Origin of the sequence: Pseudomonas abietaniphila, from assembly GCF_039697315.1 — a bacterium.
Lineage (GTDB): Bacteria > Pseudomonadota > Gammaproteobacteria > Pseudomonadales > Pseudomonadaceae > Aquipseudomonas > Aquipseudomonas abietaniphila_B.
Map to the genome: position 1 here is coordinate 4022164 of NZ_CP155619.1, position 23965 is coordinate 4046128.

Here is a 23965-nt window from a genome sequence, read left to right on the forward strand (position 1 = left end):
ACGGACGATTGACGGCCAGGGAGGCCGTTGGTTGGTCGATTGAAGGTTCATGCGAAGGCCATATGGAAGTGGCCATTACAAGCCCTGGCGCTCGCGTCGGGGCTTGTTCTATTCAAACCCTGCCTCATTAGACACAGCCCATCAATACAGCACATCCGCTCAAGATTTCCCTCCGAAACAAGCCTTAGCCTGTCTCCACGTATCAATCCTGCGTATATTTAGAGCCCGTTCGACACGTTCGTCTAAGGGCATCGTTCGATACAAAAACGACTATTCTGGCTTCGTCCCCCGTTGTCGTGACGGCAGAGGCCATCGCGGGCCTTCAACGTTCGCGAAGATTTATTTTGCGCTGCCATCCCAATGATTAAAAACAAGGCATAACGGTCGCAATGAATACTGTCCCTGCTGCCCTGGCGGCGGCTACCAGGGCTGAGGTTTCGCCCAGCGTCTGGTTACTGAGACTCGGCGCAGTGATACTCGCGTTGATCATTTTCCTGATCGACTGGCTCAGCTCGCTCGATGTCGCGATTGCCGTGCTGTACGTCGCGGTCATTCTCATGTCCAGCGATCTGTTCTCGCGTCGCGGGGTTGCGCTCGTCTCGGTAGCCTGTGGCGTGCTGACGTTGGCCGCGTTCCTTTTCTCCCATGGGCCGGAGTGGCTCGTCCCGCCCTTCGCCCGGTGTCTGGTCAGTTTGTGCGCCATCGCAATCACCGCCTTTCTGGCACTGAAGAACAAGGCAGCGCGTGACGCGTTGCAGGAGCAGGTGCATTTGCTCCATCGCAGCGAGGCGTTTCTGGCGGGCGCCCAACGGTTAAGCCAGACCGGCAGCATCGGGTTGAAAATGCCCAGCGCGGAAATGTACTGGTCTGACGAGGCGCGCCGCATTTTCCAGTTCGACGACCAGTTGCAGCCGACTCTGGAGTACATGATCGGTCGCACGCATCCCGAAGACACTGACGATCTGAAATCCCTCATCGAGCAGGCTTATGCGCGCCACGCGAACATGGAAGCCGAATTTCGGCTGCTCATGACGGATGGTTCGTGCAAGTGCGTGCGAATGCTCGCCAAACTGGTTCACGACGCGTCTGGCGATTGCGAGTACATCGGCGCGCTGATGGATGTCACGGCCTCCAAGACTGCCGAAGAGGCGCTGCATCGCTCGCAAAGTCAGCTCGCCCACGTCACCCGCGTCACCACATTGGGAGAGATGGCAGCGTCCATCGCCCATGAAGTCAATCAGCCGTTGTCGGCCGTCACCACCAACGCTGAGGCCGGTCTGCGCTGGTTGAATCGCAACGTCCCGGATCTGGGCGAAGTGCGCAGCGCGATCGAACGCATCAAGAGCGAAGCCCATCGCGCCAGCGAGGTCATTCGGCGCATCCGTGCGTTGTCGCGCAAGACTGATCCCAAACATGTCCGGATCGACCTGCAGGATGTCTTGCTGGAGTCGGTCGCGTTGGTGCGCAGGGAAGTGCTGCGGCATCGCGTCAACTTCGATTTCACGCCCGCCAGCGAGCCGATGTGGGTCAAGGGTGACAAGGTGCAACTGCAGCAGGTGATCATCAATCTGCTGATGAACGCCATGCAAGCCATGTCCGGAATGCACGGCAAGGAGCGGGCGCTCCTGGTGTCGTTGACCACGGCACCCAATGGTGACGTGATGCTGCGCGTTCAAGACAACGGGCCAGGCATCTCCACGCAGAACTTGCCGAGCCTGTTCAATCCGTTTTTCACTACTAAACCAGAGGGGATGGGCATGGGCCTGTCGATTTGCCGTTCGATCATTGATGCGCACGGCGGCCGCATATGGGCGGAGAGCGAACTGGGCCATGGCGCAGCGCTGAACTTCTCTCTGCCCGCCTGTGAGCAGATACCGTGATGACTGTCGCCGATCATAGCCCCATTGTCTTCGTGGTCGACGACGACCCGTCCATCCGCGCCGGGCTGGACAGTCTGTTGCGTTCTGTGGGGATGCGCGTCCACACGTATGCCTCCGGTGCGGAATTCTTGCAACACCCGTTCGAGGACGTTCCCGCCTGCCTGATTCTCGATGTGCGTCTGCAAGGCGAGAGCGGCCTGGACTTTCAAGTGCGCCTGACAGAGATGAAGGTGTCGATGCCCATCGTGTTCGTCAGCGGTCACGGTGATATCGCAATGTCGGTCAAAGCGATGAAAGCCGGCGCACTGGATTTTCTGGTCAAACCGTTTCGCGAGCAGGACCTGCTCGACGCCGTGACGCTCGCACTGCAGACCGATGGCAAGCGTCGCGAGACCGGCAAGGCGGTTGCCGATCTGCTTGCCCGCTATCAGACGCTCACCGCTCGCGAGCAGGAAGTCATGGCCTACGCGGTGAAGGGCCTGATGAACAAGCAAATCGCTTCCGAAATGGGGTTGAGCGAGATCACCGTGAAGATCCACCGTGGGCACGCGATGAAGAAGATGCAGGCGCGCACCTTCGCCGATCTGGTGAAAATGTCGCAGGCACTCGCGGCCGTCTGAACGGCAATGGCATCAGTGGATGCCTGAACCGACTTGGCCGAGCGCCTTCAGGCGTCGCTCATACGGAAGTATGACGGCGACAGCCTGATGGCTAATCGGCATCGCTTCGCTCCGATGTTAGTTTTCCTTTTTTGATCCTGAAACCCGTTTACCCATCAGGGTTCATCAGTTTGCCGCGTGGCCGGGTGCTGGGGCTGAGCGCAAGAGGAAAACACACCATGTTTCTCAGATCATTCAGCATCGGAAGCCGGGTCGCCGGCAGTGCTTGGCGAGTCACATCGCTTGCATCGTTCGACACCGTGGTCAGCCCGATACTGAGCGTAATGCTGAATGGGGCCGAGGCGACATGATGACGGCGCGAGTGTTGAACGAGGGTGAGCACATCACTTGCCTGCTGACGCCTGACACGGAGAGGAAGGTCGTCGGCACCCCCGTGGTCAAGCCTCAGGCATGGCTATGGCTCGGCATGGCGCTGGTCATCGTCGGTTTACTGGGCGTACTGCTCGGCTTGCTGTACCAGCAGGCTCAGCGCCAAGCACGCGCGGATGTCAGCAATCTGAGCCTTGTACTGGAAGCGCGTCTGAGCAGCAGCTTTCGTGACACCCACGCTGCGCTCCACGGCATCGCAACCGGTCAGTCCCTGGAAAAGCTCCAAGACATATTCAGGCAGGTGGATGTGGGCGCGCATGGCGTCATCACCCTGCGCCGTACCGACAGCCCGCAAACCGTGTTGCGTGTACCTGCGGTGGAGAATCAGGCGGGCCCCTATCAGCCCGATGCGATCGACCGGCATTTGAGCGAAGGCGTTCATGAGGGGACGCTGGTCAACCGCTCCCGGGTTGACGGGATCAAGCGACTGTACGGTTTCAAACAAATCAGCGGCTTTCCATTGGTTCTGGTCATCGGTCTGGCATCGGAGGATTACCTCCTGAGCTGGAAATACACGGTAATTGCCTCATCGGTGGTCTGCGGTGTGCTTTACCTGCTGATTGTCGGCCTCACGCTGCGCCTGCAGACCAACCGGATTCGGCGCCAGCAGATCATGGATGAGCTGCGCCACAGTGCGTTTCACGACGAACTGACAGGTCTGCCTAACCGGCGTTACCTTCTTGAGCGCGTCAATCAAGCCATCAATGAGTGCGGGCGGGGCCAGCGTCTGACGCTTCTGTACGTTGACGTGGATAACTTCAAAACCATCAACGACTCCCTGGGGCATGTCGCAGGCGACACGATCCTTGAGCGTCTGGCGCAGCGGCTGGTGTCATTGAAGCCTTTGGTGGATACGGTCGCGCGGCTCAGCGGCGATGAGTTTCTGGTGCTTGTGGACGACGATGATTCCGCGCGTCTGACGCAACGGGTCGAGCAAATCCTGCAGGTCATGCGCCAGCCACTCGAGCTGGCCGGCTATACCTTGTCGATCGGTGCCTCGATCGGCATTGCTGTTCATCCCGCTCACGGTCATGACTTTGGCTCTCTGCTCAAGGCCGCTGACACGGCGCTCGCTCAGGCCAAGCGTAACGGTCGCAATACCTGGGTGTTCTACGAAGCCGCCATGGGCGAGCGTGAATTGCGCTTTCTGTATGTTCAAACCGAGTTACGCCAGGCGTTCGAGCAGAACGAGCTGCAGGTTTTTTATCAGCCGCAAATTGATCTGGGCACCGGCGCAGTCATCGGCGCCGAAGCGTTGCTGCGTTGGCCGCACCCGGGTCTGGGATCGATTGCGCCTGGCGAGTTCATTCCGGTTGCGGAGTCCAGCGGGCTGATCCTCCCGATCAGCCGATGGCTGCTGAGCAAGGTCTGCCATCAGGCCGTGGCGTGGCAGAAGGCGGGGTTTGGTGAGCTGAGCGTGGCGATGAACTGCTCGGCAGTCCAGTTTCGTCAGGGCGATCTGGTGAATGAGGTCAGAAGAGCGCTTCACGACAGTGGGCTCAAACCCCAATTGCTTGAGCTTGAGCTGACAGAGTCGATCCTGATCGAGAACTCGGACGGCGTCCTTGAAACGATCCGGGGGCTCAAGGCCTTGGGCGTGCGGATGTCCATTGACGATTTCGGCACCGGTTATTCGAGCATGGCGTATCTGAAACGCTTTGCCGTGGACAAGCTGAAAATCGACCAGTCCTTCGTGCGCGGCCTTTTAAGCAATCCTCAGGACGCGGCCATCGTGCAAGCGGTCATTACCCTGGGGCACAGCTTCGACATGAAAGTCATTGCCGAAGGGGTCGAGACTTTCGACCTGCTCGACGCGCTTGCCCTGCGCGGTTGTGACGAGGCGCAGGGTTACTACTACGCCAAAGCGCTGTCGCCGGGGGATTTTGCGGTGTACATGGAAGGCCGGACAGCCTCGCCGTTTGCCGTTGAACGTTGGGTTTGAACGGGCAGGTAAGCGACTTCGGATGTTGTCGCAATGGTCAGGAAACTGCCCGTCCGTCGCGGTCATACACCTGTATACTTCTCGGGCTGCGGCTGGGTCGGTACCGTGTGAGCTGTTGTGATGTGCATCGTTGCGCATTGCGTTAAGTTTGCAATCGAAGGTATTCCGTTTGTCCAGCCCTCCAATGATCGCGGTGGTCGATGACGACAACGCCGTCCGCGCCAGCATCGACAGCCTCGTCCGCTCCCTGGGTTTTCTCGTCTGTGCGTTTCCCTCGGCCGAGGACTTCCTGGAGTCTGTCGAATTCGGCAGCGCCGATTGCCTGATCACCGATGTGCAGATGCCCACCATGAGTGGCGTCGAGTTGCACGAGCACCTGACCGCAAAAGGGATTCAGATCCCGACCATCTTCATCACCGCGTTTCCAGAAGAGTCCGTGCGCAAGCGTGCGATGACAGGCAGCGCAATATGCTTTTTGAGCAAACCCTTTCAGGCGCAAACGCTGATCGATTGTCTGGAGTCGACTTTCGTTTAATGGCGAGTTGCGAAACGATTAATTCTTTTAAATCGCTGCTGAGTGCCACATGAATGTTATCGGTGTCCTTTAAAAAACGCCGAACGTTCAGGGAGTTGCACTCATGCTTTATTTTTTTGCGCGCGCGAATACGCACGCATGGCGATATTGCGTCACGAAGGAGAAAGACTTCGTGACGAAACCTGAGGGTGGCTGCCGCTATACCGAATGGCGCACTAACGACGGGGAGGGCGGGGTTGCCGGCATTGACGGTTCGGTCGGCAAATGAATCTGAATCAGCGCAATCAACTGGCTTATTTGATACACGCAATCGGTCATGACATGCAGACTGTTGTAGTCACCATTAATGACCGCCCGGTCCATGAAGCTTTTTGTGTGTGAAGCAAACGTCGCCAATGTGTTGGTGCGAACGCCAATCTGATGAATACAGCCGGCGAAGCTGAGCGTGTCCGCGATATTCTCGTGTGCTGCACTCACTCCGTTCGGGGCGCTGTTCCGGGAGTATCCGCCGAGGTCCTGAATACGCTCATCCAGAAACGAAGCACAGCGTTCGGACGCGTCGCCGATTCTGTGGAACAGCTGGCGCACATCCACGAAACTGACGTTCCGCAGCCGCGCCTCAAGGCTGCGCACATACTGCCGCAGCTCCAGCGTGGTCGTCATGTACCCTTCCATCAACTCAGTCAACGCCATGCGCTCGGACACGCCCGCTGCGGGAGGAGCACTGTATTGGCTCACGGCGAGGGTATAGGGGCGACTGTCCTGCACTCTTTTATGGCTGTTCATGACGACCTGTCCTCGCATCCGATAGGGGCATTGATCTGAATCATCGCGGTGACAGAAACAATAAAGCAGAACGCGGCCAGCCTCACTCCTACGTCAATACAGTGGAGTACTACCTGGGTACAGCCGACTAATACTTGAGTATCAATAAGCACAAAGTTAGCAGTACGGATTATGGCCGATGTGGCGTCTCCGACTGGATCAACTCTCTGAGTGACTGGAATATTGGCGTCATAAAACAAACACTTGGGGTTCATTCAAATGGTCGGGTGCTCTTTAAGTAATGTTTAGCATGGATATTGCATACCACGCTGCGCATCACACAATGAGTGAAGATTCGACTCACTTTCCTTCTGAGTTGCAAAACAACTAACTGTGCAGATATTCCGGGCCATGCCTGAAACTCTTTTGCCGTGAGATTGAGAGCAATGCCCATGATTCCCTTGCTGATTTGCGACGACTCCAATATGGCGCGCAAACAGCTGATAAGAGCGCTGCCTTCCGATTGGGGGGTGTCCGTTACGACAGCGACCAATGGACATGAAGGTCTGGAGGCCATTCGCCAGGGTTTGGGCCATGTGGTGCTGCTCGACCTGACCATGCCGGACATGGACGGGTATCAGGCATTGGCGGCCATGCGCGCGGAAAACATGCAGGCCAAAGTGATCGTGGTGTCCGGCGACGTTCAGGAAGAAGCGGTGCGGCGCACGCTCGAACTGGGCGCATTGGCGTTTCTCAAGAAGCCGGCGGATCCGCTTGAGCTGCAATTGACGCTGCAGCGGCTCGGCTTGTTGGGCGAGCCTTCTCAGCCGGTCGCGTTGGCGCCCAGGGTCGAAAGCACCGCCATCAGTTTTCAGGATGCGTTCCGTGAAACCGTCAACGTCGCCATGGGCCGTGCGGCTGCGTTGCTGGCGCGGGTGCTGGGTGTCTTTGTCCAGTTGCCTGTCCCTAACGTCAACATGCTGGAAGTCGGCGAATTGCACATGGCGTTGGCCGATGCCCAAGGCAGTGACCGGCTGACCGCCGTGTGTCAGGGGTATATCGGCGGTGGCATCGCGGGCGAAGCGTTGCTGCTGTTTCACGACTCCGAAATCGCCGACATGGCGCAGTTGATGCGAATCCGCGACAGCGATTATTCCGACATGGAAATGCTGTTGGATCTGTCGTCAATCCTGATCGGCGCCTGTCTGAGCGGGATAGCCGAGCAAATCGATATCGCCTTCTCGCAAGGGCATCCGCAGGTGCTTGGTGCGCACAGCGGGATCGAAGAGCTGATCCGGATCAACCAGCAACGCTGGAAGAAAACCCTCGCCGTGGAGATCAGTTACAGCCTGGAGGGCCACAACATTCATTTCGACCTGTTGATGTTGTTCACCGAAGACTCGGTAGAGCGGCTGTCGCGAAAACTCGCCTACCTGATGAGCTGATTCATGAACGATCGTATCGACATCAAAGAGCTGCATTGGCTGCTGACCATTACCCAGAGCATCGACGTCGGCGTGGTGGTGCTGGATCAGGAATACCAGGTTCAGGTATGGAACACGTTCATGGAGAACCGCTCTGGCGTGTTGCCGTACGAGGCGGCCAACCGCTCGTTTTTCGACCTGTTCCCCGAGGTCAATCAGGACTGGCTGAAAAAGAAGATCGACAGCGTGATCACGCTGGGCACGCCGGCCTTCACGATCTGGGAACAGCGTCCCTACCTGGTGCGCTTCAAGAGCTACCAGCCGATCACCGGGCAAGAAGACTTCATGTACCAGAACACCACGATGTTTCCGCTGCGCTCGACCAGCGGCGACGTCACCCATGTGTGTCTGGTGATCTACGACGTGACGGACGTCGCCACCAACCGTTTGCAGTTGCAGGCGGCCAACCGTGAACTGCAGAAGTTGTCCAGCACGGATCGGCTGACGGGGCTGTATAACCGAGGGCATTGGGAAGAGGCCCTGCGCCTGGAGTATGCCCGGCATGTTCGCTATGGCACCTCGGCTGCGCTGGTGATGTTCGACATCGATCACTTCAAGCGCGTCAACGACACCTACGGTCACCAGTGCGGCGACAAGGTGATCCAACGGGTCGCCGATGTGATTCGCGAGCACATTCGCGATTCGGATATTGCCGGGCGCTATGGCGGAGAGGAGTACGCGGTGCTGTTGCCGGACACCGACAAGTATGGCGGTGGCATGTTCGCCGAACGGCTGCGCGTGGCGATCGAGGCTCAGGAAATCATGCACGAAGGCGAGATCATCCGCTGCACCATCAGCCTGGGCGTCGCTGACATGAACGCGCCCCTGAACGAGCACAAGACCCTGATCGAGCGTGCTGACCAGGCGTTGTATGCGTCGAAAAAGAACGGGCGCAATCAGGTGTCGTTGCACGAGGCGGGGTGAAGGGCGGTATTGCCGACGGATGCAGAGTCTGTGGGAGTGAGCTTGCTCACGAAGGCGTCGTTTGAGCCGCTGATCAGGCCGGTCGTGCCGCCCTCTTCGTGAGCAAGCTCACTCCCAGAGTGAATGAAAGGTGTCTGCTGCCCTAGGACACTTCCGCAAAATCACTCAGCACGTCATCGCGCAGCGCGATGAATCGTGCGTCGCTGCGGTTGCGCGGGCGGGGCAGGTCGATGTCGACGATGCGTCGAATACGGCCCGGGTGCGGCTGCATCACGACCACGCGATCACCGAGGTACACCGCCTCATCGACGTCGTGGGTGACGTGGACCATGGTGATTTTTTCCTGCTGCCAGATGTGTTGCAGCTCCCGTTGCAATCGCGTGCGGGTCAGTGCATCCAGTGCGCCAAAGGGCTCGTCCAGCAGCAAGACGCTGGGCCGGTTCACCAGGCCGCGGGCAATCGCCACGCGCTGTGCCATGCCGCCTGAGATCTGATGCGGGTAAGACTCGGTGAAGTCCTGCAGTCCGACGAGGTGAATATGTTCGCGCACCGTCTCGCGTTTCTGCGCGGGCGTCAGCGGCGCGTTTTTCAGGCCCACGGCGACGTTTTGTTCCACGGTCAGCCACGGAAACAGCCGGTGGTCCTGGAACACGATGCCGCGCTCAAGCCCCGTGCCCTTGATCGGCTTGTCGTCCAGCAGGATGCGCCCGTCGAACGCTTCATCCAGGCCCAGAATCAGCCGCAGCAGCGTTGACTTGCCGCAACCGCTGGCGCCGACGATGGTGATGAATTCGCCGGGGGCGATGTCCAGTTGAATGTTATCCAGCACGTGCAGTTGCGTGTCGGTGCTGGCGGCGGAAAACCGCTTACTGATGTTCTCAAGGCGCAGACCGTTGCCTTGGTGGGTCGGAAGATGAAGCGCTTGGCTGACCGTCATGGGTAAAGTCCTGAATGAGCAAAAAGAACATCTAGCGAGGCGTGATGCCGTAAAGCCGCTGCATGCGTCGTTCAAGGCGCCGGGCCAGGACGTTCAGCGCCCAGCCAACCAGCCCGATGATGACCATGCCGAACAGCACCAGATCCATCATGAAATGCTCGCTGCCGTCGATCAGCGTGTTGCCGATGCCATCGCCCGAGACGAGCAGGTATTCCGCGCCAATGGTCGCGAGCCACGAATACACCAGCGCCAGATAGATCCCGGTGAAGATCGAAGGCAACGCCGCCGGCAGCATCACGCCGATGATGGTTTGCCAGCGACTGAAGCCGTACACCTTGGCCACCTCTAGAAAAGCGGGGGGAACGTTGCGCAGTCCATCGCAGGTGTTGACCACCACCGGCACCAGCGCCGCGAGGGACAGGAACACCACCTTGGCGACATCGCCCAGGCCGAACCAGACCGAGATCAACGGAATCCAGGCGAACAAAGAAATCTGTTTGAAGGTATTGAAACTGGGCCCGACCAGCCGCTCGAACAGCCGCGAGAAGCCCAGCAGGCAACCGAGCAACAGGCCGAGTGCTGTGCCGATGAAAAAGCCGCTGAGGTTGCGCGCGAGACTCGACGAAATCGCTCGCCAGAACTGCCCGGAAGACACCTGCTCCCAGGCGGTCAGCGCGACCTTTTGCGGCGAAACCAGCAGGCCTGAATCGCTCCATCCCTGATTCGCCGCCAGCCACCAGACCGCGACGCCCAGCACCGGGACAACCCAGCCGCGATAGCCTGTGGAGCGAGGCGCTTGAGTGGATGCCAATGAACTCATACGAGCCTCCCTGGTGTCATCGCCCGACCTTTATTGAGGCGCCGCTCGATGAACTCGAAGCCTCGATCAATCAACAACCCGACCGTGCCCACCACGACCACGGCCGCCATCACCAGATCGAGCTGGAACAACTGACGTCCGTAAGCGATCAGGTAGCCAAGGCCTTCGCTGGAGGCCAGCAGCTCAACCACCACCAGCGACAGCCAGGCCTTGGTGAACCCCAGGCGCAGCCCGGTGAAGATCGGGGCGACGGCAGAAGGCAGGACGATATCCGTGACGATCTGCCGCTGACTGAACCCATAGGCCCGCCCGACTTCCAGCAAGCGCTTGGGCACCTGATGAAAAGCCTGCAGCGTGCACAGCGTGACTGGCACCAGGGCGGCGTGGGCAATCAGTACGTACTTCAGCGGCTCGCCGATGCCGAATAACAACAGCGCAAAAGGCATCCAGCCCAATACCGGAATCTGCACCAGTGCGTTGAAGGTGGGGAGCAGATAATCCTCGATGGTTTTCGACAGCCCCATCGCCAGACCCAATGTCACGCCAAGCCCCGAACCGATCAGGAACCCGACCAACACGCGCTGCAAACTCGCGGACGCGTTGAGCCACAGATCGCCGGTGCTGATCAGATCGACGAGCGTCTGATACACATACGCAGGTGGCGGAAGCACCTGTTCGGAGAGCCAGCCGCGTTCAGTGCCCACATACCAAAGGCCGAGCAGCGCCAACGGCAGCAGCCAGGGCAGGGCGCCGTTGAGCGTGCGTGCTCGCCATGCCAAGCGAGGGCGAACGTTGACCGACTCCCGTCGAGCAGGGCGGGCGGGGAAGTTAGGCAGGCGTTCGACCGGCGCGAGTGTATTCGCAGGCGCTTGCGATCGGTCGAGTGCTGTAGCGGTGGCTCTGGCCATGAGGTCAGCCTCCGTTGTTGACGGATGTGTTCGAGGACGCGGTCGCCGTGTTGGCGGTCTGCTTGCCGTCCGCGCCGTAAGCCGTCCAGTAGTGCTCAAGCCCTTTGGACTTCAGTGCGTTCTCCAGGTATTTGGTCTCGAACCAGCCATCAATGGTGACCGGACGACGAATCATTTTTTCTTCCTTGGCCTGGTCGGCGACCGCCTGATACCGCGAGCGCAGGAAGTCGTCTACCAGCGGCGACGCACTGTCGCGCAAGGCGAGGTGGCCGAAGTCAGCCTTGAGGGATGCGACCGGTTCGTTGGTCTTGGCCCATTCGTTGAGCACGGCATCGCGGTTGCCTTCTTCGGATTCCCACTTGGCCGCGTCGACCAGTGTATCGACGACTTTCTGTACGTTGTCCGGGTGCTCTTTTTCGTAGGCGCCGCGTACGACCAAGGCGCATTGGCGGGTGTAGCGCACCTCGTTTTTCGGGTTGTCGAAGATGATGTCGATCAAGCCCTGATCGCGAAGCTTGAACAGCTCCCGACCGCCGAATGCAGCATCGACGCCTTTGGAGGCCAGCGCCGCCTGGCTACTGCCGCTGTCCAGATTGATGACCTTCAGATCCCGCTCGGTCAGGCCGTGATCCGCCAGCAGGTTGATCGACACCAAGTGGGCGTTGGTGCCGCGGAATACCGCAACCTTCTTGCCCTTCAGGTCTTCGACGGACTTGATGTCAGAGCCTTTGGGCACCGCCAGATACACGTTGGAGCGAACGCCGATGGCCGCCAGCAACTTGGTGTCCAGGCCATTGGCCCGGCCGACCACTTGCGGCAGGTCGCCTTCGTAGGCGAAGTCGAGTTGCTGGTTGGACAGTGCTTCGTTTACTGCAGGCCCGGCGCCCTTGAAGAAGAACCACTGGATCTCGGTGCCGGTGCCTTCGAAGGCCTTTTCCAGCAGCTGCTGGTTGCGCACGATGCCCAACGGCGAGCCACTGAACGTGACGGGATCGCCGCCCCCCGCGCTGGCCACGCCGATGCGCAACACGTCGGCATCGGCCAAGGGCATCATCAGCAGCGCCGCCAGTGCGGTAGCTACGCTTTTTTTGCTGAATACAGATGTTCGCTTGGCCTTTGCCATGACGGTTTCTTCCTTAAAAAGTTGAATGAAGGGCGATCAAGCAGCCAGGTGTTTCTTGTCGGCTTCTGTCTTGGGCGAGAGGGTTTCAGGTGTGGGTTTGATGGCCTGGCTGGTACGGCCGTCGACGCCCACAGGAATGTCGCCTGCCACCGTGGTGCGACGCACGACGCGCTCGGCATTGCCGTAGTCATTGATCGCGATGTGCTGCGCGGCGCGGTTGTCCCAGATCACCACGTCGCCTTCGTTCCAGCGCCAACGCACGGTGTTGTCCAGGTGGGTGATGCGGTCGTGGAACAAGCGGATCAACTGCTTTGAGTCGTTGCTGCTGACGCCTTGAATCTGCTTCACGAAGTGCCCGAGCAACAGGCTGCGTTCGCCGGTTTCCGGATGAACGCGCACCAGTGGGTGTTCGGTCTCATAGACCTCGGCAGTGAACTGTTCGCGGTAGCGCTTCACGCCAGCATCGCCGGTGTCCCGTGGAGCGGCATAGTCGTAGAGGTTGGTGTGCAGGGCCCGCAGGCTGTCGGCCAGTACTTTCAGCGGGGTCGGCAGGTCGGCGTAGGCAGAGGCGGTATTGGCCCAGACGGTGTCGCCGCCGTAGGGTGGAATCACCACGCCGCGCAGGATGGAGATCTTCGGGTAATTGGCGACGAAGGTGACGTCGGTGTGCCACGAGTTGGCGCGGGTTTCCTTGGCGTCCAGGTGCAGGATCGCGCTGCTCTTGTCTGCCGAACGGACGGTGGGGTGTGGGACCTGATCGCCGAAACGGCGAGAGAAGCTTTCGTGCTGTTCGTCGTTGAGGAACTGTTCACGGAAGAACAGCACCTTGTGTTTCAGCAGCGCTTGATTGATGAACTCGAAGTCTTGCTCGGAGATATCACCGGAAAGTCTGATGCCGGTCAACTCGGCACCGATTCTTCCTGCCACGGGTTTGATCTGAATCGCCATGTCCTGAGCTCCTGTTCAGGTTGTTGTGGCTCAGATCATAAAGATATAAATCGGCTCTCCGCTAATCACCTTTTGTCATAAATATAGAAGGAGAGTTTATGCGTGGTATTTATGAAGATAACCGTATTTCATAAGCATATTTCTAAATGAGTATTTGGCAATGTCTGCGGGGGGATTAAAACTGTGTAAGCGAATCCATTCGCGAGGCGCTTTTGCAGTCGACATATTTGCGTCTTCTGAAATGCCCATCGCGAATGAATTCGCACACAGGTAGCGGCGTGCCGAATATCGCCACCGCCGTCAGGCGGACGGGGACAGAAATCAAATGCCGTTAGAAGTGATTCAGGTTTGAGGCACATCTTCATGCGCCGGTTGCCCCTTCACAGTGCCCAGCGACTTCCTCAACCTGCTCGCCAGCGAACTGCTGCCATGCACGTTGTGGTAGTGGAACACCGCGGTGGCGCGCAGGGCGTTTTCGGATACCGGCAGGTTGGTGTGCAGTGAACGATAACCCCAGAACAAGTACAGATGCCCAGGCTGCATGGCGATGCGCGTGAAGGTTTGGCCGTTGTTGGCGAACCGCCTTTTCAGGTAGCGCTGCACCCACCTGTTGTCCACCAGCAGCTTGTCCACCAGGTTACGGGCATAACTGCGTCTGACGGGACGGCGGTTGGGCAGCATCAGCAGATCGCCCCGTTCGCCGCCGTCAGGCATGCACACCGGCATGATTGTGGTCAGCACAAACGAGTCATAGTGGAAGATCAGCGACTCCTTGCGACCACCGTCGCCCGTCAGGCAACGAAGGGTCTGGGTGAGGTTTGTGTCGCTTGAGCGTTCGCCCGTGGCGCCTTCCGTAATGCGGCGGCAGAGGTCGATGAAATCCCGTGAGCCGCCCCAATCGTAAAGTGGCGTGCCTTTTACGGCCTGACGGCCGGAGAGGGCGACATAGTCATTGCCAGCGGCGGCCACGGTCTCGGTGACCAGATCCTGCAGATCCTTGAGTTGGGCCGCACTGGCCCAGTCCGGCAAGACAGCGTATCCGTCACTGTCGATGGCCTTGATCAGGCTCTCGATTTGAGCATCCGAAAAAGTCGAGTAAGGCATCGGGTGTAACCTCATGACGTACTCCTTGAAGGTTGAAAGCCCTCGGACTACTGCCTGAGATGTACCGTTTCAGCCGGGCGAAGCGAGAGCCTAGCACCTAGCACAGCTTTAGCTATTCGCTTCGAAAAAATATTTCAAATTATGTATTTTCGAGCCGGAAAGGCGGATTTTGTGTCCATTTTTGAAACAGATCGACGCAGGACGGCTGTTCTATGGTGTTTAAAAAGTGTAAGGGTTTTGTGTCACTTTCTATTTCCAGCGTTGCCTGATAGATGTCGGCTCAGGGTTTGAACAACGGTTCTTCCAGACCTCGTACACCGGGCTGCAAGGCAAAGACACCGCCAGCCAAGGGCTGATCGCTGAGGTCACCGCCAGGACGGATCGAGGTGACGAAGAGCGTTCCCAGATCCCGTCCGCCAAACGCACACATCGAGGGCTTTTTGACCGGCACGGCCAGCGAGCGGTCGAGTTTTCCTTCGGGCGTGAAGCGATGAATCAGGCCTTCGTCGTTGCCGCAAATCCAGTAGCAGCCATCGGCGTCGACGGCCGCGCCATCCGGTCGCCCCGGGTACTGATTCATGTCGACGAAGAGGCGACGATTGTGGGGCGTGCCGGTGTCGATGTCGTAATCGAATGCCCAGATCTTCTGCACGGATGGATGCGAGTCCGAGAGGTACATGATCGTGCCGTCAGGGCTGAAGCCCAGGCCGTTGGGTACGATCATGTCGGTGACGTGAGCCTCGAGTGGCGCAGTCTGGCCGCCCTCGTAGCGGTACAGCGAACCCACGACAGACGCTTCACCCATGTCCATGAACATCGTCCCGGCCCAGAATCGACCCTGGCGATCGCAACGGCCGTCGTTGAAGCGCATGTGGGCGCGAGGATGCTCGACGTTGACTCGCAACGCCGACGCGAGCGTGCCATCGTCCTGAGGGCGAATGCGGTAGAGACCGTCCTCCATGCCGGCCAGCCAACTGCCGTCGCCGCAACTCGCAATACACGCCAGCATCTGCGGCGCTTCCCAGCTCTGCGCGCGATTATCCAGCGGGCTCCAGCGATGCAGCCGACGCGCGGGGATATCCACCCAGTACAGCGCCTGCTCCTGTGCATTCCAGACCGGGCACTCACCCGTGGCGTTACGGGCGTCGAGGATCAACTCAGCCTGCATGACGTTCATTCCTTGGCGTGGGTTCAGGAAGGTCGCCCGTGCAGGCGACCCTTTTGGCTCGGCGACTCAGTTGTCGCCAAACGGACCTGAGGCGACGAATGCGCCGCCCTGATAGACCATCGCCGGGTCGTCTGCCGCTGGCATCGGCTGGGTTTCGACCTTGGCGCGGAACTGTTCGGAGCTGTCTTTGGGCGCATAGCCCAGATGGCTGGCCAGGCGGTTGTCCCACCAGACTTTCGCGTTGTCCGACGCGCCGTACACCACGGTATGACCGACGTTGGGCGTGAACAGACCGCGCTCGATCAATTGGGTCAAGTCGTCGTAGCTCAACCAACTGCTGAGCATGCGGCGGTTCTGCGCTTCCGGGAACGAGGAGCCGATACGGATGCTCACGGTCTCGATACCGTAGCGATCGAAGTAGAAACTGGCCATGTCCTCGCCATACGACTTCGACAGGCCGTAGTAACTGTCCGGACGGCGTACGGCGCTGGCGTCGATGGTTTCGTCCTGGCGATAGAAGCCGATCACATGGTTCGAGCTGGCGAAGATCACCCGCTTCACGCCATGACGACGTGCCGCTTCGTAGATGTGGAAAATGCCGCAGATGTTCGGGCCAAGGATTTCCTCGAAAGAGCGCTCAACCGAGACGCCACCAAAGTGCACGATGGCGTCCACGCCTTCGACGAGTTGGTGAACGGCCTGTTTGTCGGCGAGATCGCAGACCTGAACTTCTTCGTAGGGACCAGTAGCAGGGGCCATCTCGGCAATGTCGGAAAGGCGCAGCACCTTGGCAAACGGACGAAGGCTTTCGCGCAGCACTTTGCCAAGCCCGCCAGCGGCACCTGTCAGCAGAATGCGGTTGAAAGGAGCCTGGGCAGAAGATTGAGTCATCGTGAGAAGCCCTGATCGGAAGTTGTTGTTATTGGTGTCATCGGTTGTCGTATGACATATCAATGGATTATCGACACTCGTTGCAAAATTTGTCAACGCGAATACGGCATGACGACCGGTCCTCACGGGCTGTTGCAGGCCTACGGGATCTCTGCTAATTTCGAAAATGTTAACGATGACATTTCCGCTTTAACAATAAAAACAACGGGATTTTTCGCTATGACAATTCGCCTCAAGAAGGGCTTCTCCGCCGTTTTTTGTTCGCTCGCTGTGGCTGTAGCGTGCGCCAGCTCCTTCACCGTTCAAGCTGCCGACGCCGCCAAAGCCGGTCCGCTGAAGATCGGTGCCTCGTTTCAAGAGATCAACAACCCTTATTTCGTCACCATGAAGGACGCCCTTCAGGACGCCACTGGCAGCATCGGTGCGACCTTGCTGGTGACCGATGCGCGTCACGATGTCTCCAAGCAGATCAGCGACATCGAAGACATGCTGCAAAAGGGCATCGACATTTTGATCATCAACCCGACCGACTCCGTGGGTGTGCAGTCCGCTGTGAAGCAGGCGCATGACAAAGGTGTGGTGGTCGTCGCGGTCGATGCGCAGGCCAACGGCCCGCTGGACTCGTTCGTGGGCTCCAAGAACTACGACGCGGGCGTTCAGGCTTGTGAGTACCTGGCCAAGAGCATCGGCGGCAAAGGCGATGTCGGCATCCTCGATGGCATCGCCGTGGTGCCGATTCTTGAACGTGTGCGCGGCTGCAAAGATGCCTTGGCCAAACACCCTGACATCAAGATCGTCAGCATCCAGAACGGCAAGCAGGAGCGTGATCAAGCGCTCAGCGTGACCGAGAACATGCTTCAGGCGCAGCCCAACCTGAAGGGTTTGTTCAGCGTCAATGACAACGGCTCGCTCGGTGCGCTCGCGGCGATCGAATCCAGCGGCATGGACGTCAAGCTCACCAGCGTCGACGGCGCCCCGGAAGCGGTGAAGGAAATCCAGAAGCCGAACAGCAAATTCATCGCCACCTCGGCTCAATACCCTCGCGATCAGGTTCGTCTGGCGCTGGGCCTGGCGCTCGCCAAGAAGTGGGGCTCGCAAGTCCCGGCGACCATCCCGGTCGACATCCTGCTGGTCGATCAGGCCAAGGCGAAGACCTTTACCTGGTGATGAGTGCGCTGCCGCTCGCCTGACGTCTGTCTGGCGAGCGCCACGGGTTGAGGCTCTGCTGGAACAGAGAGCCGTGCTGCGATGAGGTGCGTATGAGCTGCCTTCTGCAATTGGAAAACATCTGTAAAAGCTATCCCGGCGTGCATGCGCTCAAGTCGATCAACCTGTCGGTCGAGCGCGGTGAGATCCATGCCTTGCTCGGCGAAAACGGTGCGGGCAAATCCACGCTGATGAAGATCCTCGCCGGGGTCGAACATCAGGATCAGGGCAGCATTCGTATCGACGGCGCGGAGCAGCATTTCGCGACCTACAACGAAGCCATCGCTGCCGGCATTGGCATTGTCTTTCAGGAGTTCAGCCTGATTCCTTATCTCAATGCCGTGGAGAACATTTTCCTCGGCCACGAGATCGTCAATGGCTTCGGGCTGCTGCGCAAACATGAGATGCGCGAAAAGGCGATCGGGCTGTTCGATCGTCTGGGCGTGACGATCAATCTCGATTGCTCCGTGCTGCACTTGAGCGTGGCCGAGCAGCAATTCGTTGAAATCGCCAAGGCGCTGGCCCTCGAAGCACGCCTGCTGATCCTCGACGAACCCACCGCGACGTTGACGCCTTCGGAGGCCGAACTGCTGTTCGACATCATGCGCGAGCTGAAAAGCCAGGGCGTGGCGGTGATCTTCATTTCTCATCACCTGGAGGAGATCTTCCAGGTCTGCGACCGCATCAGTGTGCTGCGCGATGGCGCTAATGTGGGTGCGTTGACCGTGGCTGACAGCGACATCGATACGCTGGTCGAGATGATGGTCGGGCGCCGTCTGGAAGCGAGCTTCCCGCCCAAACCGACGCAAGCCCGTGGCGAGGTGGTGCTGCAAGTGCGCGACATTCAGCTTACCCGCAACGGCCCGCACAACAGCTTCAATCTGCACAAGGGCGAGATTCTCGGGTTTGCCGGACTGGTTGGCTCCGGGCGCACCGAGCTGGCGCTGGGCGTCATCGGCGCGCTGCCGGTGGTGAGCAAGGATGTGCTGTTGCGTGGGCAGTCGGTCAACCTCAGCGACCCGGCGCACGCGTTGGCCAACGGCATCGGTCTGCTGCCGGAAAGCCGCAAGAGCGAAGGCCTGATCGTTGATTTCAGCATTCGCGAGAACATTTCGCTGAACAACCTGGGCAAGTACGAAGGCGCTTCGCATCTGCTCGACCGACATAAAGAGGACGTGACCACTGAAGCGCTCATGAAGCAGTTGTCGATCAAGGCGCCGACATGCGAGAGCCGCGTGCTGAACCTCAGCGGCGGTAACCAGCAGAAAGTCGTTATCGCGCGCTGGATCAACCATCACTGCGACATTCTGATCTTCGACGAACCGACCCGGGGCATCGACGTCGGCGCCAAGGCAGAGATCTACAACCTGATGCGCAAACTCACCGAACAAGGCTTCGCGATCATCATGATCTCCTCGGAACTGCCGGAAATCATCGGCATGTGCGACCGCGTAGCCGTCTTCAACAAGGGCGCCATCGTCAACGTGCTGCAGGCAAGCGACATCAATCCCCAAGAAGTGATGCGCCATGCCACCGGGAGTCTGAACAGTGAACACCTCCATTAAAACCATGACCGAACAACCGAACCGGATGAAGCTCAACTTCGCCCAACTGATCCGCTCGCCGGCGTTTTATCCGTTCGTGGGGCTGGTCGTGGTGACCGTCTTCATGATCTTCGCCAGCGACAAGTTCCTGACCGGCGCGAACCTGGAAAACATCGCGCGGCAGGTGTCGATCAACGCCATCATCGCCGTCGGCATGACCTGCGTGATCCTCACCGGCGGTATCGATCTGTCAGTCGGTCCGGTGATGGCGCTGTCCGGCACCTTGACCACCGGCTTGATGGTGGCAGGCGTTCCAGCGCCGATTGCGATCCTGATCGGTTTGCTGATTGGCGTGGGCTTCGGCGTCGGCAACGGGATCTTTGTCGCCTACCTGAAGATGCCGCCGATCATCGTCACGCTGGCGACCATGGGCATCGCGCGGGGCCTTGGCCTGATGTACACCGACGGCTACCCGATCTCGGGCATGCCTGACTGGTTCGCCTGGTTCGGTCGCGGCACGTTGTTCGGCATTCAGGTGCCGATCCTCATCATGCTCCTGACTTACTTCTTTGCCTGGGTGCTGCTGCAACACACCCGCATCGGTCGCTACGTCTACGCCATCGGCGGCAACGAAGAAGCGGTGCGTCTGTCCGGTGTGCGCGCTTCGCGTTTCAAACTGCTGGTCTACTCGATCAGCGGTCTGACGGCGGCGATTGCCGGGCTGGTGCTGTCGTCGCGGTTGATGAGTGGTCAGCCGAACGCTGGCGTCGGTTTTGAGCTGGACGCGATTGCGGCCGTGGTCCTGGGCGGCGCATCGATTGCCGGCGGTCGCGGCGTAATCGTCGGCACGCTGGTCGGTGCCATGCTGCTGGGCGTGTTGAACAACGGATTGAACATGCTCGGCGTATCGCCTTACGTGCAGAGCGTGATCAAAGGCGCAATCATTTTGCTGGCGATTTTCATCAGTCGGCAGCGGCATAAATAAACGATTTGAACACTGCACCTGTAGGAGCGCGCTTGCCCGCGATGACGTCAGCCCTGAAACATGTTGTCGTCTGACATGACGCCATCGCGGGCAAGCACGCTCCTACAGGTCACCAATCAGCCTCACAAGGAAACCCGACATGGAAAACAACACAAAAACCACCATGCAAGCCGTCGTCTGCCATGCCCCGAAGGACTACCGTCTGGAGCAGATCACCAAGCCGGTTGCGCGCATCAACGAGCTGGTCATCCGCATCGGCGCGTGCGGCATCTGCGCCAGTGACTGCAAATGCCATTCGGGCGCAGCGATGTTCTGGGGCGGCGAAAGCCCGTGGGTCAAGGCGCCGGTCGTACCGGGTCACGAGTTCTTTGGGTATGTGGATTCGGTGGGCGAGGGCGCTGAAGAGCACTTCGGTGTGAAGGTCGGCGACAAGGTCATCGCCGAGCAGATCGTGCCGTGCGAGAAGTGCAAATTCTGCAAGTCCGGCAAGTACTGGATGTGCGAAGTGCACAACATCTTCGGGTTCCAGAAGGACGTCGCCGAGGGCGGCATGGCGCAGTACATGCGCATCCCGAAAACCGCCATCGTGCACAAGATCCCTGAATCGGTGTCGCTGGAAGACTCCGCGCTGATCGAGCCGATGGCGTGCTCGATTCACACCGTCAACCGTGGCGATATCCAGCTCGATGACGTACTTGTGATTGCCGGTGCCGGCACGCTGGGCCTGTGCATGGTGCAGGTCGCGGCCCTGAAGACACCGAAGAAACTGGTGGTCATTGACATGGTCGACGAGCGCCTGGAGTTGGCGAAGAAGTTTGGCGCTGACGTGGTGATCAACCCGAGTCGCGATAACGCGAAAGAGATCATCAACGGCCTGACCGATGGCTACGGTTGCGACGTGTACATCGAAACCACGGGCGTGCCGGTGGGTGTGACCCAAGGGCTGGATCTTATCCGCAAGCTGGGTCGCTTCGTCGAGTTCAGCGTGTTCGGCGCCGAGACCAGCGCCGACTGGTCGATCATCGGCGACCGCAAGGAACTGGACGTGCGCGGCGCCCACCTCGGCCCGTATTGCTACCCGATCGCCATCGACCTGTTCGAACGTGGCCTGGTGACTTCAGAAGGCATCGTCACCCACGACTTCGGTCTGGACGATTATGCAGAGGCCTTCGAACTGGCGAACTCGACCAAGTCGATCAAGGTGCTGCTCAAGCCGGTGAGTTGATGCGCCGGGCCCTGTAGGAGCGCGGCTTGTCCCGCGACCGGCGACGGAGTCGTCGTAGAGCCTGAGAATGCGGTCTTCCTGTCATACCGCGTTTTTTGCATTTACGACGACTCCGTCGCCGATCGCGGGACAAGCCACGCTCCTACAGGTGGCATGTCAGGTCTGTGGCAGTGCACCGTCGGACCGTCGTAAAACACCCAATAACAAGAGAGCGCACGAAGATGGAATACGTCATCGGGGTCGACATCGGCACCCAGAGCACCAAGGCATTGCTGGTCGATGCTCAAGGCCGGATCGTCGCGCAGCACAGTCACAGCTACAAGGTCGACACCCCTAAACCCCGCTGGGCCGAGCAATGGCCTCAGGTGTGGCTGGACGCCGTGGAAATCTGCGTCGCCGCCTGCATGAAGAAAAGCGCGGTGCCCAAGGACAGCGTCAAATCGCTGTGTGTGAGCAGCCTGTATGGCGGCTCCGGGATTGCGGTCGATGCACAGATCAAACCGCTCTACCCGTGCCTGATCTGGATGGATCGACGGGCGGAAGACCAGGTGGAGTGGGTCAGGCAGAACGTCGATCTGGAACGCCTGCATGCCATCACCGGCAACTCGGTGGACAGCTATTATGGCTTCACCAAAATGCTCTGGCTCAAGGACAAACAGCCGCATCTCTGGGACGAAACCCGTTACCTGCTGCCGCCCAACAGCTACATCAATTACTGCCTGACCGGCGAAGTGGCGGTCGACCACAGCTCGGCCGGCAATATCGGCGGCGTTTACGACGTCGAGGCGCGTGGCTGGTCGACGGAAATGCTCGACGCCCTGGGCATCCCGCAATCGATGATGCCCGAGCGTCTGGTTCATTCAGGTGACGTGGTCGGCGGCCTGGTAAACGAGTGGGCCGAGCGTCTGGGCCTGTCGGCAGGTACACCCGTGCTCGGCGGCGGCGTTGATGCCGCAATGGCGACGTTCGCTGCGGGCGTCACGCAAGCCGGCAACCACGTCGCGATGATCGGCACCAGCATGTGTTGGGGTTACCTCAATCAACAGGTCGATGCACGGCATGGGCTGGTCAGTTTTCCCCACGTCTTCAACGGTGCCAAGGACCTCTACATTTTTGGTGGGGCGATCACTGCTGGCGCTTCTGTCAGCTGGTTTCGCGAGCAGTTCTGCCAAGCCGAAGAGCAGCAGGGCCGGGAGACCGGCGAAGACAGCCACGTCATTCTTGAACGCGCTGCGACACAGATTCCGGCGGGCAGCGACGGGGTGCTGTTTCAGCCTTACCTGATGGGCGAGCGCAGCCCGGTCTGGGACGCAAAAGCCAGCGGCAGCTTTGTCGGCCTCAGCCTATATCACACGCGGATTCACCTCTACCGCGCGGTGCTGGAGGGCGTCACCTACGCGCTGCGCCACAACATCGAGGCCGGCACCAAAGGCGCGCAGTCGCTGGACCCGCGGTTGATCGTGGTCGGTGGCGCGAGCCATTCGGACCTGTGGATGCAGATCATTGCCGATGTCACCAATTTTCCGGTCTACACCATCGTGCAAGAGGTCGAGGCGGCCCTCGGCGCTGCGCTGCTGGCTGCTCATGCGGTCGGGCTGGTCGATGAAGCACAGATACACAAAGGCTGGGTTCAACTGGAACGCCGGGCAGAACCCCAAGCGGAAAACGTCGCGTTGTATTCGCGCCTGTTCGCCGATTACGTGGCGCTGTATCCGGCGCTTAAACCGATCATGCATCGTTTGCAAGGAGCGTGAATGTGAACACTGCCCGTTTTGATTTCAGCGGCCACCGTGTGCTGGTCACCGGCGCCAGCAGCGGCATCGGTTGGGAAGTGACGCAGCAACTGCTCAGCGCAGGCGCCCGCGTGTATGCCATGGGACGCGATGCGGCTGCACTGGACACTCTGGCCAGTCAGGGCTGTGAGGTCTTGCGCGTGGACATGGCCGATCAGCTGCAACTGGCTTCGATACTCGCGGAGTTGCCGGTGATGCACGGCCTGGTCAATTGCGCCGGCATCTCCATTCTGGAAGCGGCGACCGAGGTCAGCGCCTCGGCGTTCGATCAGGTCATGACGGTGAACGTGCGCGCGGCCGCAATAGTGGCGGCCAGCGTGGCCAAGGCGATGATCGGGGACGGTGTGAAGGGCAGCATCGTCAATGTCTCAAGCCAGGCGTCGTTGGTGGCTCTGGACGATCACCTGAGTTATTGCGCGTCCAAAGGCGCCATGGACGCCATGACCCGTGTGCAGTGTGGCGAATGGGGCAAGTACGGGATCCGCGTCAACAGCGTCAACCCTACCGTGACCCTGACCCCGATGGCGCAGATGGCCTGGAGTGAGCCGAGCAAACGCGACCCTGCGTTGGCGGCCATTCCGCTCGGACGCTTCGCCGAAACCTCTGAGGTGGCGGCGCCGATTCTGTTTCTGTTGAGCGATGCTGCGTCGATGATCAGCGGTGTGTCACTGCCGATTGATGGGGGATATACCAGCAAATAGCGTGCAATCTGTAGGAGCACGCTTGCCCGCGAA

Annotated in this window: 21 protein-coding genes; 12 read left to right on the forward strand and 9 right to left on the reverse strand. The window is 59.5% G+C overall.

The window, feature by feature from the left end:
* Positions 1-389: 389 nt before the first annotated feature.
* From ABDX87_RS17835 to ABDX87_RS17850, 4 genes are all read left to right on the forward strand, one after another.
* On the forward strand, positions 390-1880 hold the full coding sequence (locus tag ABDX87_RS17835) for an ATP-binding protein (RefSeq protein WP_346829063.1): 1491 nt from the start codon (positions 390-392) through the stop codon (positions 1878-1880).
* Entirely contained in the window at positions 1880-2500 is a 621-nt protein-coding gene (locus ABDX87_RS17840; RefSeq protein WP_346829064.1) for a response regulator transcription factor, read from the forward strand. Before ABDX87_RS17835 ends, ABDX87_RS17840 begins: the two co-directional genes overlap by 1 nt.
* A gap of 346 nt (positions 2501-2846) precedes the next feature.
* Entirely contained in the window at positions 2847-4871 is a 2025-nt protein-coding gene (locus tag ABDX87_RS17845; RefSeq protein WP_346829065.1) for a putative bifunctional diguanylate cyclase/phosphodiesterase, read from the forward strand.
* Positions 4872-5040: 169 nt separating this feature from the next.
* Entirely contained in the window at positions 5041-5406 is a 366-nt protein-coding gene (locus ABDX87_RS17850; RefSeq protein ID WP_346829066.1) for a response regulator transcription factor, read from the forward strand.
* Positions 5407-5604: 198 nt separating this feature from the next.
* On the opposite strand, the gene ABDX87_RS17855 is transcribed toward ABDX87_RS17850, so the two are convergent.
* Positions 5605-6192 (reverse strand): hypothetical protein, encoded by a 588-nt coding sequence (locus tag ABDX87_RS17855; RefSeq protein WP_346829067.1) that lies wholly within the window; start codon positions 6190-6192, stop codon positions 5605-5607.
* 425 nt (positions 6193-6617) lie between these two features.
* Here ABDX87_RS17855 and ABDX87_RS17860 point away from each other — a divergent pair, with 425 nt between their 5' ends.
* Positions 6618-7616 (forward strand): response regulator, encoded by a 999-nt coding sequence (locus tag ABDX87_RS17860; protein WP_346829068.1) that lies wholly within the window; start codon positions 6618-6620, stop codon positions 7614-7616.
* Between the two features lie 3 nt (positions 7617-7619).
* Positions 7620-8579, forward strand: coding sequence for a sensor domain-containing diguanylate cyclase (locus ABDX87_RS17865; RefSeq protein ID WP_346829069.1), 960 nt, complete (start codon positions 7620-7622; stop codon positions 8577-8579).
* Between the two features lie 142 nt (positions 8580-8721).
* Here ABDX87_RS17865 and ABDX87_RS17870 read toward each other — a convergent pair whose 3' ends face one another.
* The 8 genes from ABDX87_RS17870 to ABDX87_RS17905 form a co-directional block, all read right to left on the reverse strand.
* The gene (locus ABDX87_RS17870; protein ID WP_346829070.1) at positions 8722-9516 is read right to left on the reverse strand and encodes an ABC transporter ATP-binding protein; all 795 of its coding nucleotides are present in this window, start codon (positions 9514-9516) and stop codon (positions 8722-8724) included.
* Positions 9517-9547: 31 nt separating this feature from the next.
* Positions 9548-10336 (reverse strand): ABC transporter permease, encoded by a 789-nt coding sequence (locus tag ABDX87_RS17875; RefSeq protein ID WP_346829071.1) that lies wholly within the window; start codon positions 10334-10336, stop codon positions 9548-9550.
* Entirely contained in the window at positions 10333-11244 is a 912-nt protein-coding gene (locus tag ABDX87_RS17880) for an ABC transporter permease (protein WP_346829072.1), read from the reverse strand. The genes ABDX87_RS17875 and ABDX87_RS17880 overlap by 4 nt, the downstream gene beginning before the upstream one ends.
* 4 nt (positions 11245-11248) lie before the next feature.
* Complete coding sequence (locus ABDX87_RS17885; protein WP_346829073.1) at positions 11249-12367, reverse strand: ABC transporter substrate-binding protein; 1119 nt, start codon at positions 12365-12367, stop codon at positions 11249-11251.
* Positions 12368-12403: 36 nt separating this feature from the next.
* A complete protein-coding gene (locus tag ABDX87_RS17890; RefSeq protein WP_346829074.1) occupies positions 12404-13315 on the reverse strand; it encodes a TauD/TfdA dioxygenase family protein in 912 nt (303 codons plus the stop codon).
* Between the two features lie 342 nt (positions 13316-13657).
* A complete protein-coding gene (locus ABDX87_RS17895; protein WP_346829075.1) occupies positions 13658-14434 on the reverse strand; it encodes a hypothetical protein in 777 nt (258 codons plus the stop codon).
* Between the two features lie 265 nt (positions 14435-14699).
* Positions 14700-15587 (reverse strand): SMP-30/gluconolactonase/LRE family protein, encoded by an 888-nt coding sequence (locus tag ABDX87_RS17900; protein WP_346829076.1) that lies wholly within the window; start codon positions 15585-15587, stop codon positions 14700-14702.
* A gap of 66 nt (positions 15588-15653) precedes the next feature.
* Entirely contained in the window at positions 15654-16478 is an 825-nt protein-coding gene (locus tag ABDX87_RS17905; RefSeq protein WP_346829077.1) for an NAD-dependent epimerase/dehydratase family protein, read from the reverse strand.
* Positions 16479-16697: 219 nt separating this feature from the next.
* Between ABDX87_RS17905 and ABDX87_RS17910 the strand changes: the two genes are divergently transcribed.
* The 6 genes from ABDX87_RS17910 to ABDX87_RS17935 all read left to right on the forward strand — a co-directional run bounded on the left by ABDX87_RS17910 (position 16698) and on the right by ABDX87_RS17935 (position 23932).
* On the forward strand, positions 16698-17645 hold the full coding sequence (locus ABDX87_RS17910) for a substrate-binding domain-containing protein (protein ID WP_346829078.1): 948 nt from the start codon (positions 16698-16700) through the stop codon (positions 17643-17645).
* A 92-nt stretch (positions 17646-17737) separates the two neighbouring features.
* Positions 17738-19249, forward strand: a complete 1512-nt coding sequence (locus tag ABDX87_RS17915) for a sugar ABC transporter ATP-binding protein (RefSeq protein ID WP_346829079.1) — start codon at positions 17738-17740, stop codon at positions 19247-19249.
* Positions 19250-19253: 4 nt separating this feature from the next.
* Positions 19254-20213 carry an ABC transporter permease gene (locus tag ABDX87_RS17920; RefSeq protein WP_346833554.1) on the forward strand — a complete coding sequence of 320 codons (960 nt, stop codon included), beginning with the start codon at positions 19254-19256 and terminating at the stop codon, positions 20211-20213.
* Between the two features lie 139 nt (positions 20214-20352).
* Positions 20353-21438: an alcohol dehydrogenase catalytic domain-containing protein gene (locus tag ABDX87_RS17925; RefSeq protein WP_346829080.1), complete on the forward strand. Its 1086-nt coding sequence runs from the start codon at positions 20353-20355 to the stop codon at positions 21436-21438.
* A gap of 221 nt (positions 21439-21659) precedes the next feature.
* Positions 21660-23192 carry an FGGY-family carbohydrate kinase gene (locus ABDX87_RS17930; RefSeq protein WP_346829081.1) on the forward strand — a complete coding sequence of 511 codons (1533 nt, stop codon included), beginning with the start codon at positions 21660-21662 and terminating at the stop codon, positions 23190-23192.
* A 2-nt stretch (positions 23193-23194) separates the two neighbouring features.
* Positions 23195-23932 (forward strand): SDR family oxidoreductase, encoded by a 738-nt coding sequence (locus tag ABDX87_RS17935; RefSeq protein WP_346829082.1) that lies wholly within the window; start codon positions 23195-23197, stop codon positions 23930-23932.
* The last annotated feature ends 33 nt before the right edge of the window (positions 23933-23965 follow it).

Coding starts and splice junctions, on each gene's coding strand:
- ABDX87_RS17835 (WP_346829063.1), top strand. CDS start 390: ATGAATACTGTCCCTGCTGCCCTGGCGGCGGCTACCAGGGCTGAGGTT.
- ABDX87_RS17840 (WP_346829064.1), top strand. CDS start 1,880: ATGACTGTCGCCGATCATAGCCCCATTGTCTTCGTGGTCGACGACGAC.
- ABDX87_RS17845 (WP_346829065.1), top strand. CDS start 2,847: ATGATGACGGCGCGAGTGTTGAACGAGGGTGAGCACATCACTTGCCTG.
- ABDX87_RS17855 (WP_346829067.1), bottom strand. CDS start 6,192: ATGAACAGCCATAAAAGAGTGCAGGACAGTCGCCCCTATACCCTCGCC.
- ABDX87_RS17860 (WP_346829068.1), top strand. CDS start 6,618: ATGCCCATGATTCCCTTGCTGATTTGCGACGACTCCAATATGGCGCGC.
- ABDX87_RS17865 (WP_346829069.1), top strand. CDS start 7,620: ATGAACGATCGTATCGACATCAAAGAGCTGCATTGGCTGCTGACCATT.
- ABDX87_RS17870 (WP_346829070.1), bottom strand. CDS start 9,516: ATGACGGTCAGCCAAGCGCTTCATCTTCCGACCCACCAAGGCAACGGT.
- ABDX87_RS17875 (WP_346829071.1), bottom strand. CDS start 10,336: ATGAGTTCATTGGCATCCACTCAAGCGCCTCGCTCCACAGGCTATCGC.
- ABDX87_RS17880 (WP_346829072.1), bottom strand. CDS start 11,244: ATGGCCAGAGCCACCGCTACAGCACTCGACCGATCGCAAGCGCCTGCG.
- ABDX87_RS17885 (WP_346829073.1), bottom strand. CDS start 12,367: ATGGCAAAGGCCAAGCGAACATCTGTATTCAGCAAAAAAAGCGTAGCT.
- ABDX87_RS17890 (WP_346829074.1), bottom strand. CDS start 13,315: ATGGCGATTCAGATCAAACCCGTGGCAGGAAGAATCGGTGCCGAGTTG.
- ABDX87_RS17895 (WP_346829075.1), bottom strand. CDS start 14,434: ATGAGGTTACACCCGATGCCTTACTCGACTTTTTCGGATGCTCAAATC.
- ABDX87_RS17900 (WP_346829076.1), bottom strand. CDS start 15,587: ATGCAGGCTGAGTTGATCCTCGACGCCCGTAACGCCACGGGTGAGTGC.
- ABDX87_RS17905 (WP_346829077.1), bottom strand. CDS start 16,478: ATGACTCAATCTTCTGCCCAGGCTCCTTTCAACCGCATTCTGCTGACA.
- ABDX87_RS17910 (WP_346829078.1), top strand. CDS start 16,698: ATGACAATTCGCCTCAAGAAGGGCTTCTCCGCCGTTTTTTGTTCGCTC.
- ABDX87_RS17915 (WP_346829079.1), top strand. CDS start 17,738: ATGAGCTGCCTTCTGCAATTGGAAAACATCTGTAAAAGCTATCCCGGC.
- ABDX87_RS17920 (WP_346833554.1), top strand. CDS start 19,254: ATGACCGAACAACCGAACCGGATGAAGCTCAACTTCGCCCAACTGATC.
- ABDX87_RS17925 (WP_346829080.1), top strand. CDS start 20,353: ATGGAAAACAACACAAAAACCACCATGCAAGCCGTCGTCTGCCATGCC.
- ABDX87_RS17930 (WP_346829081.1), top strand. CDS start 21,660: ATGGAATACGTCATCGGGGTCGACATCGGCACCCAGAGCACCAAGGCA.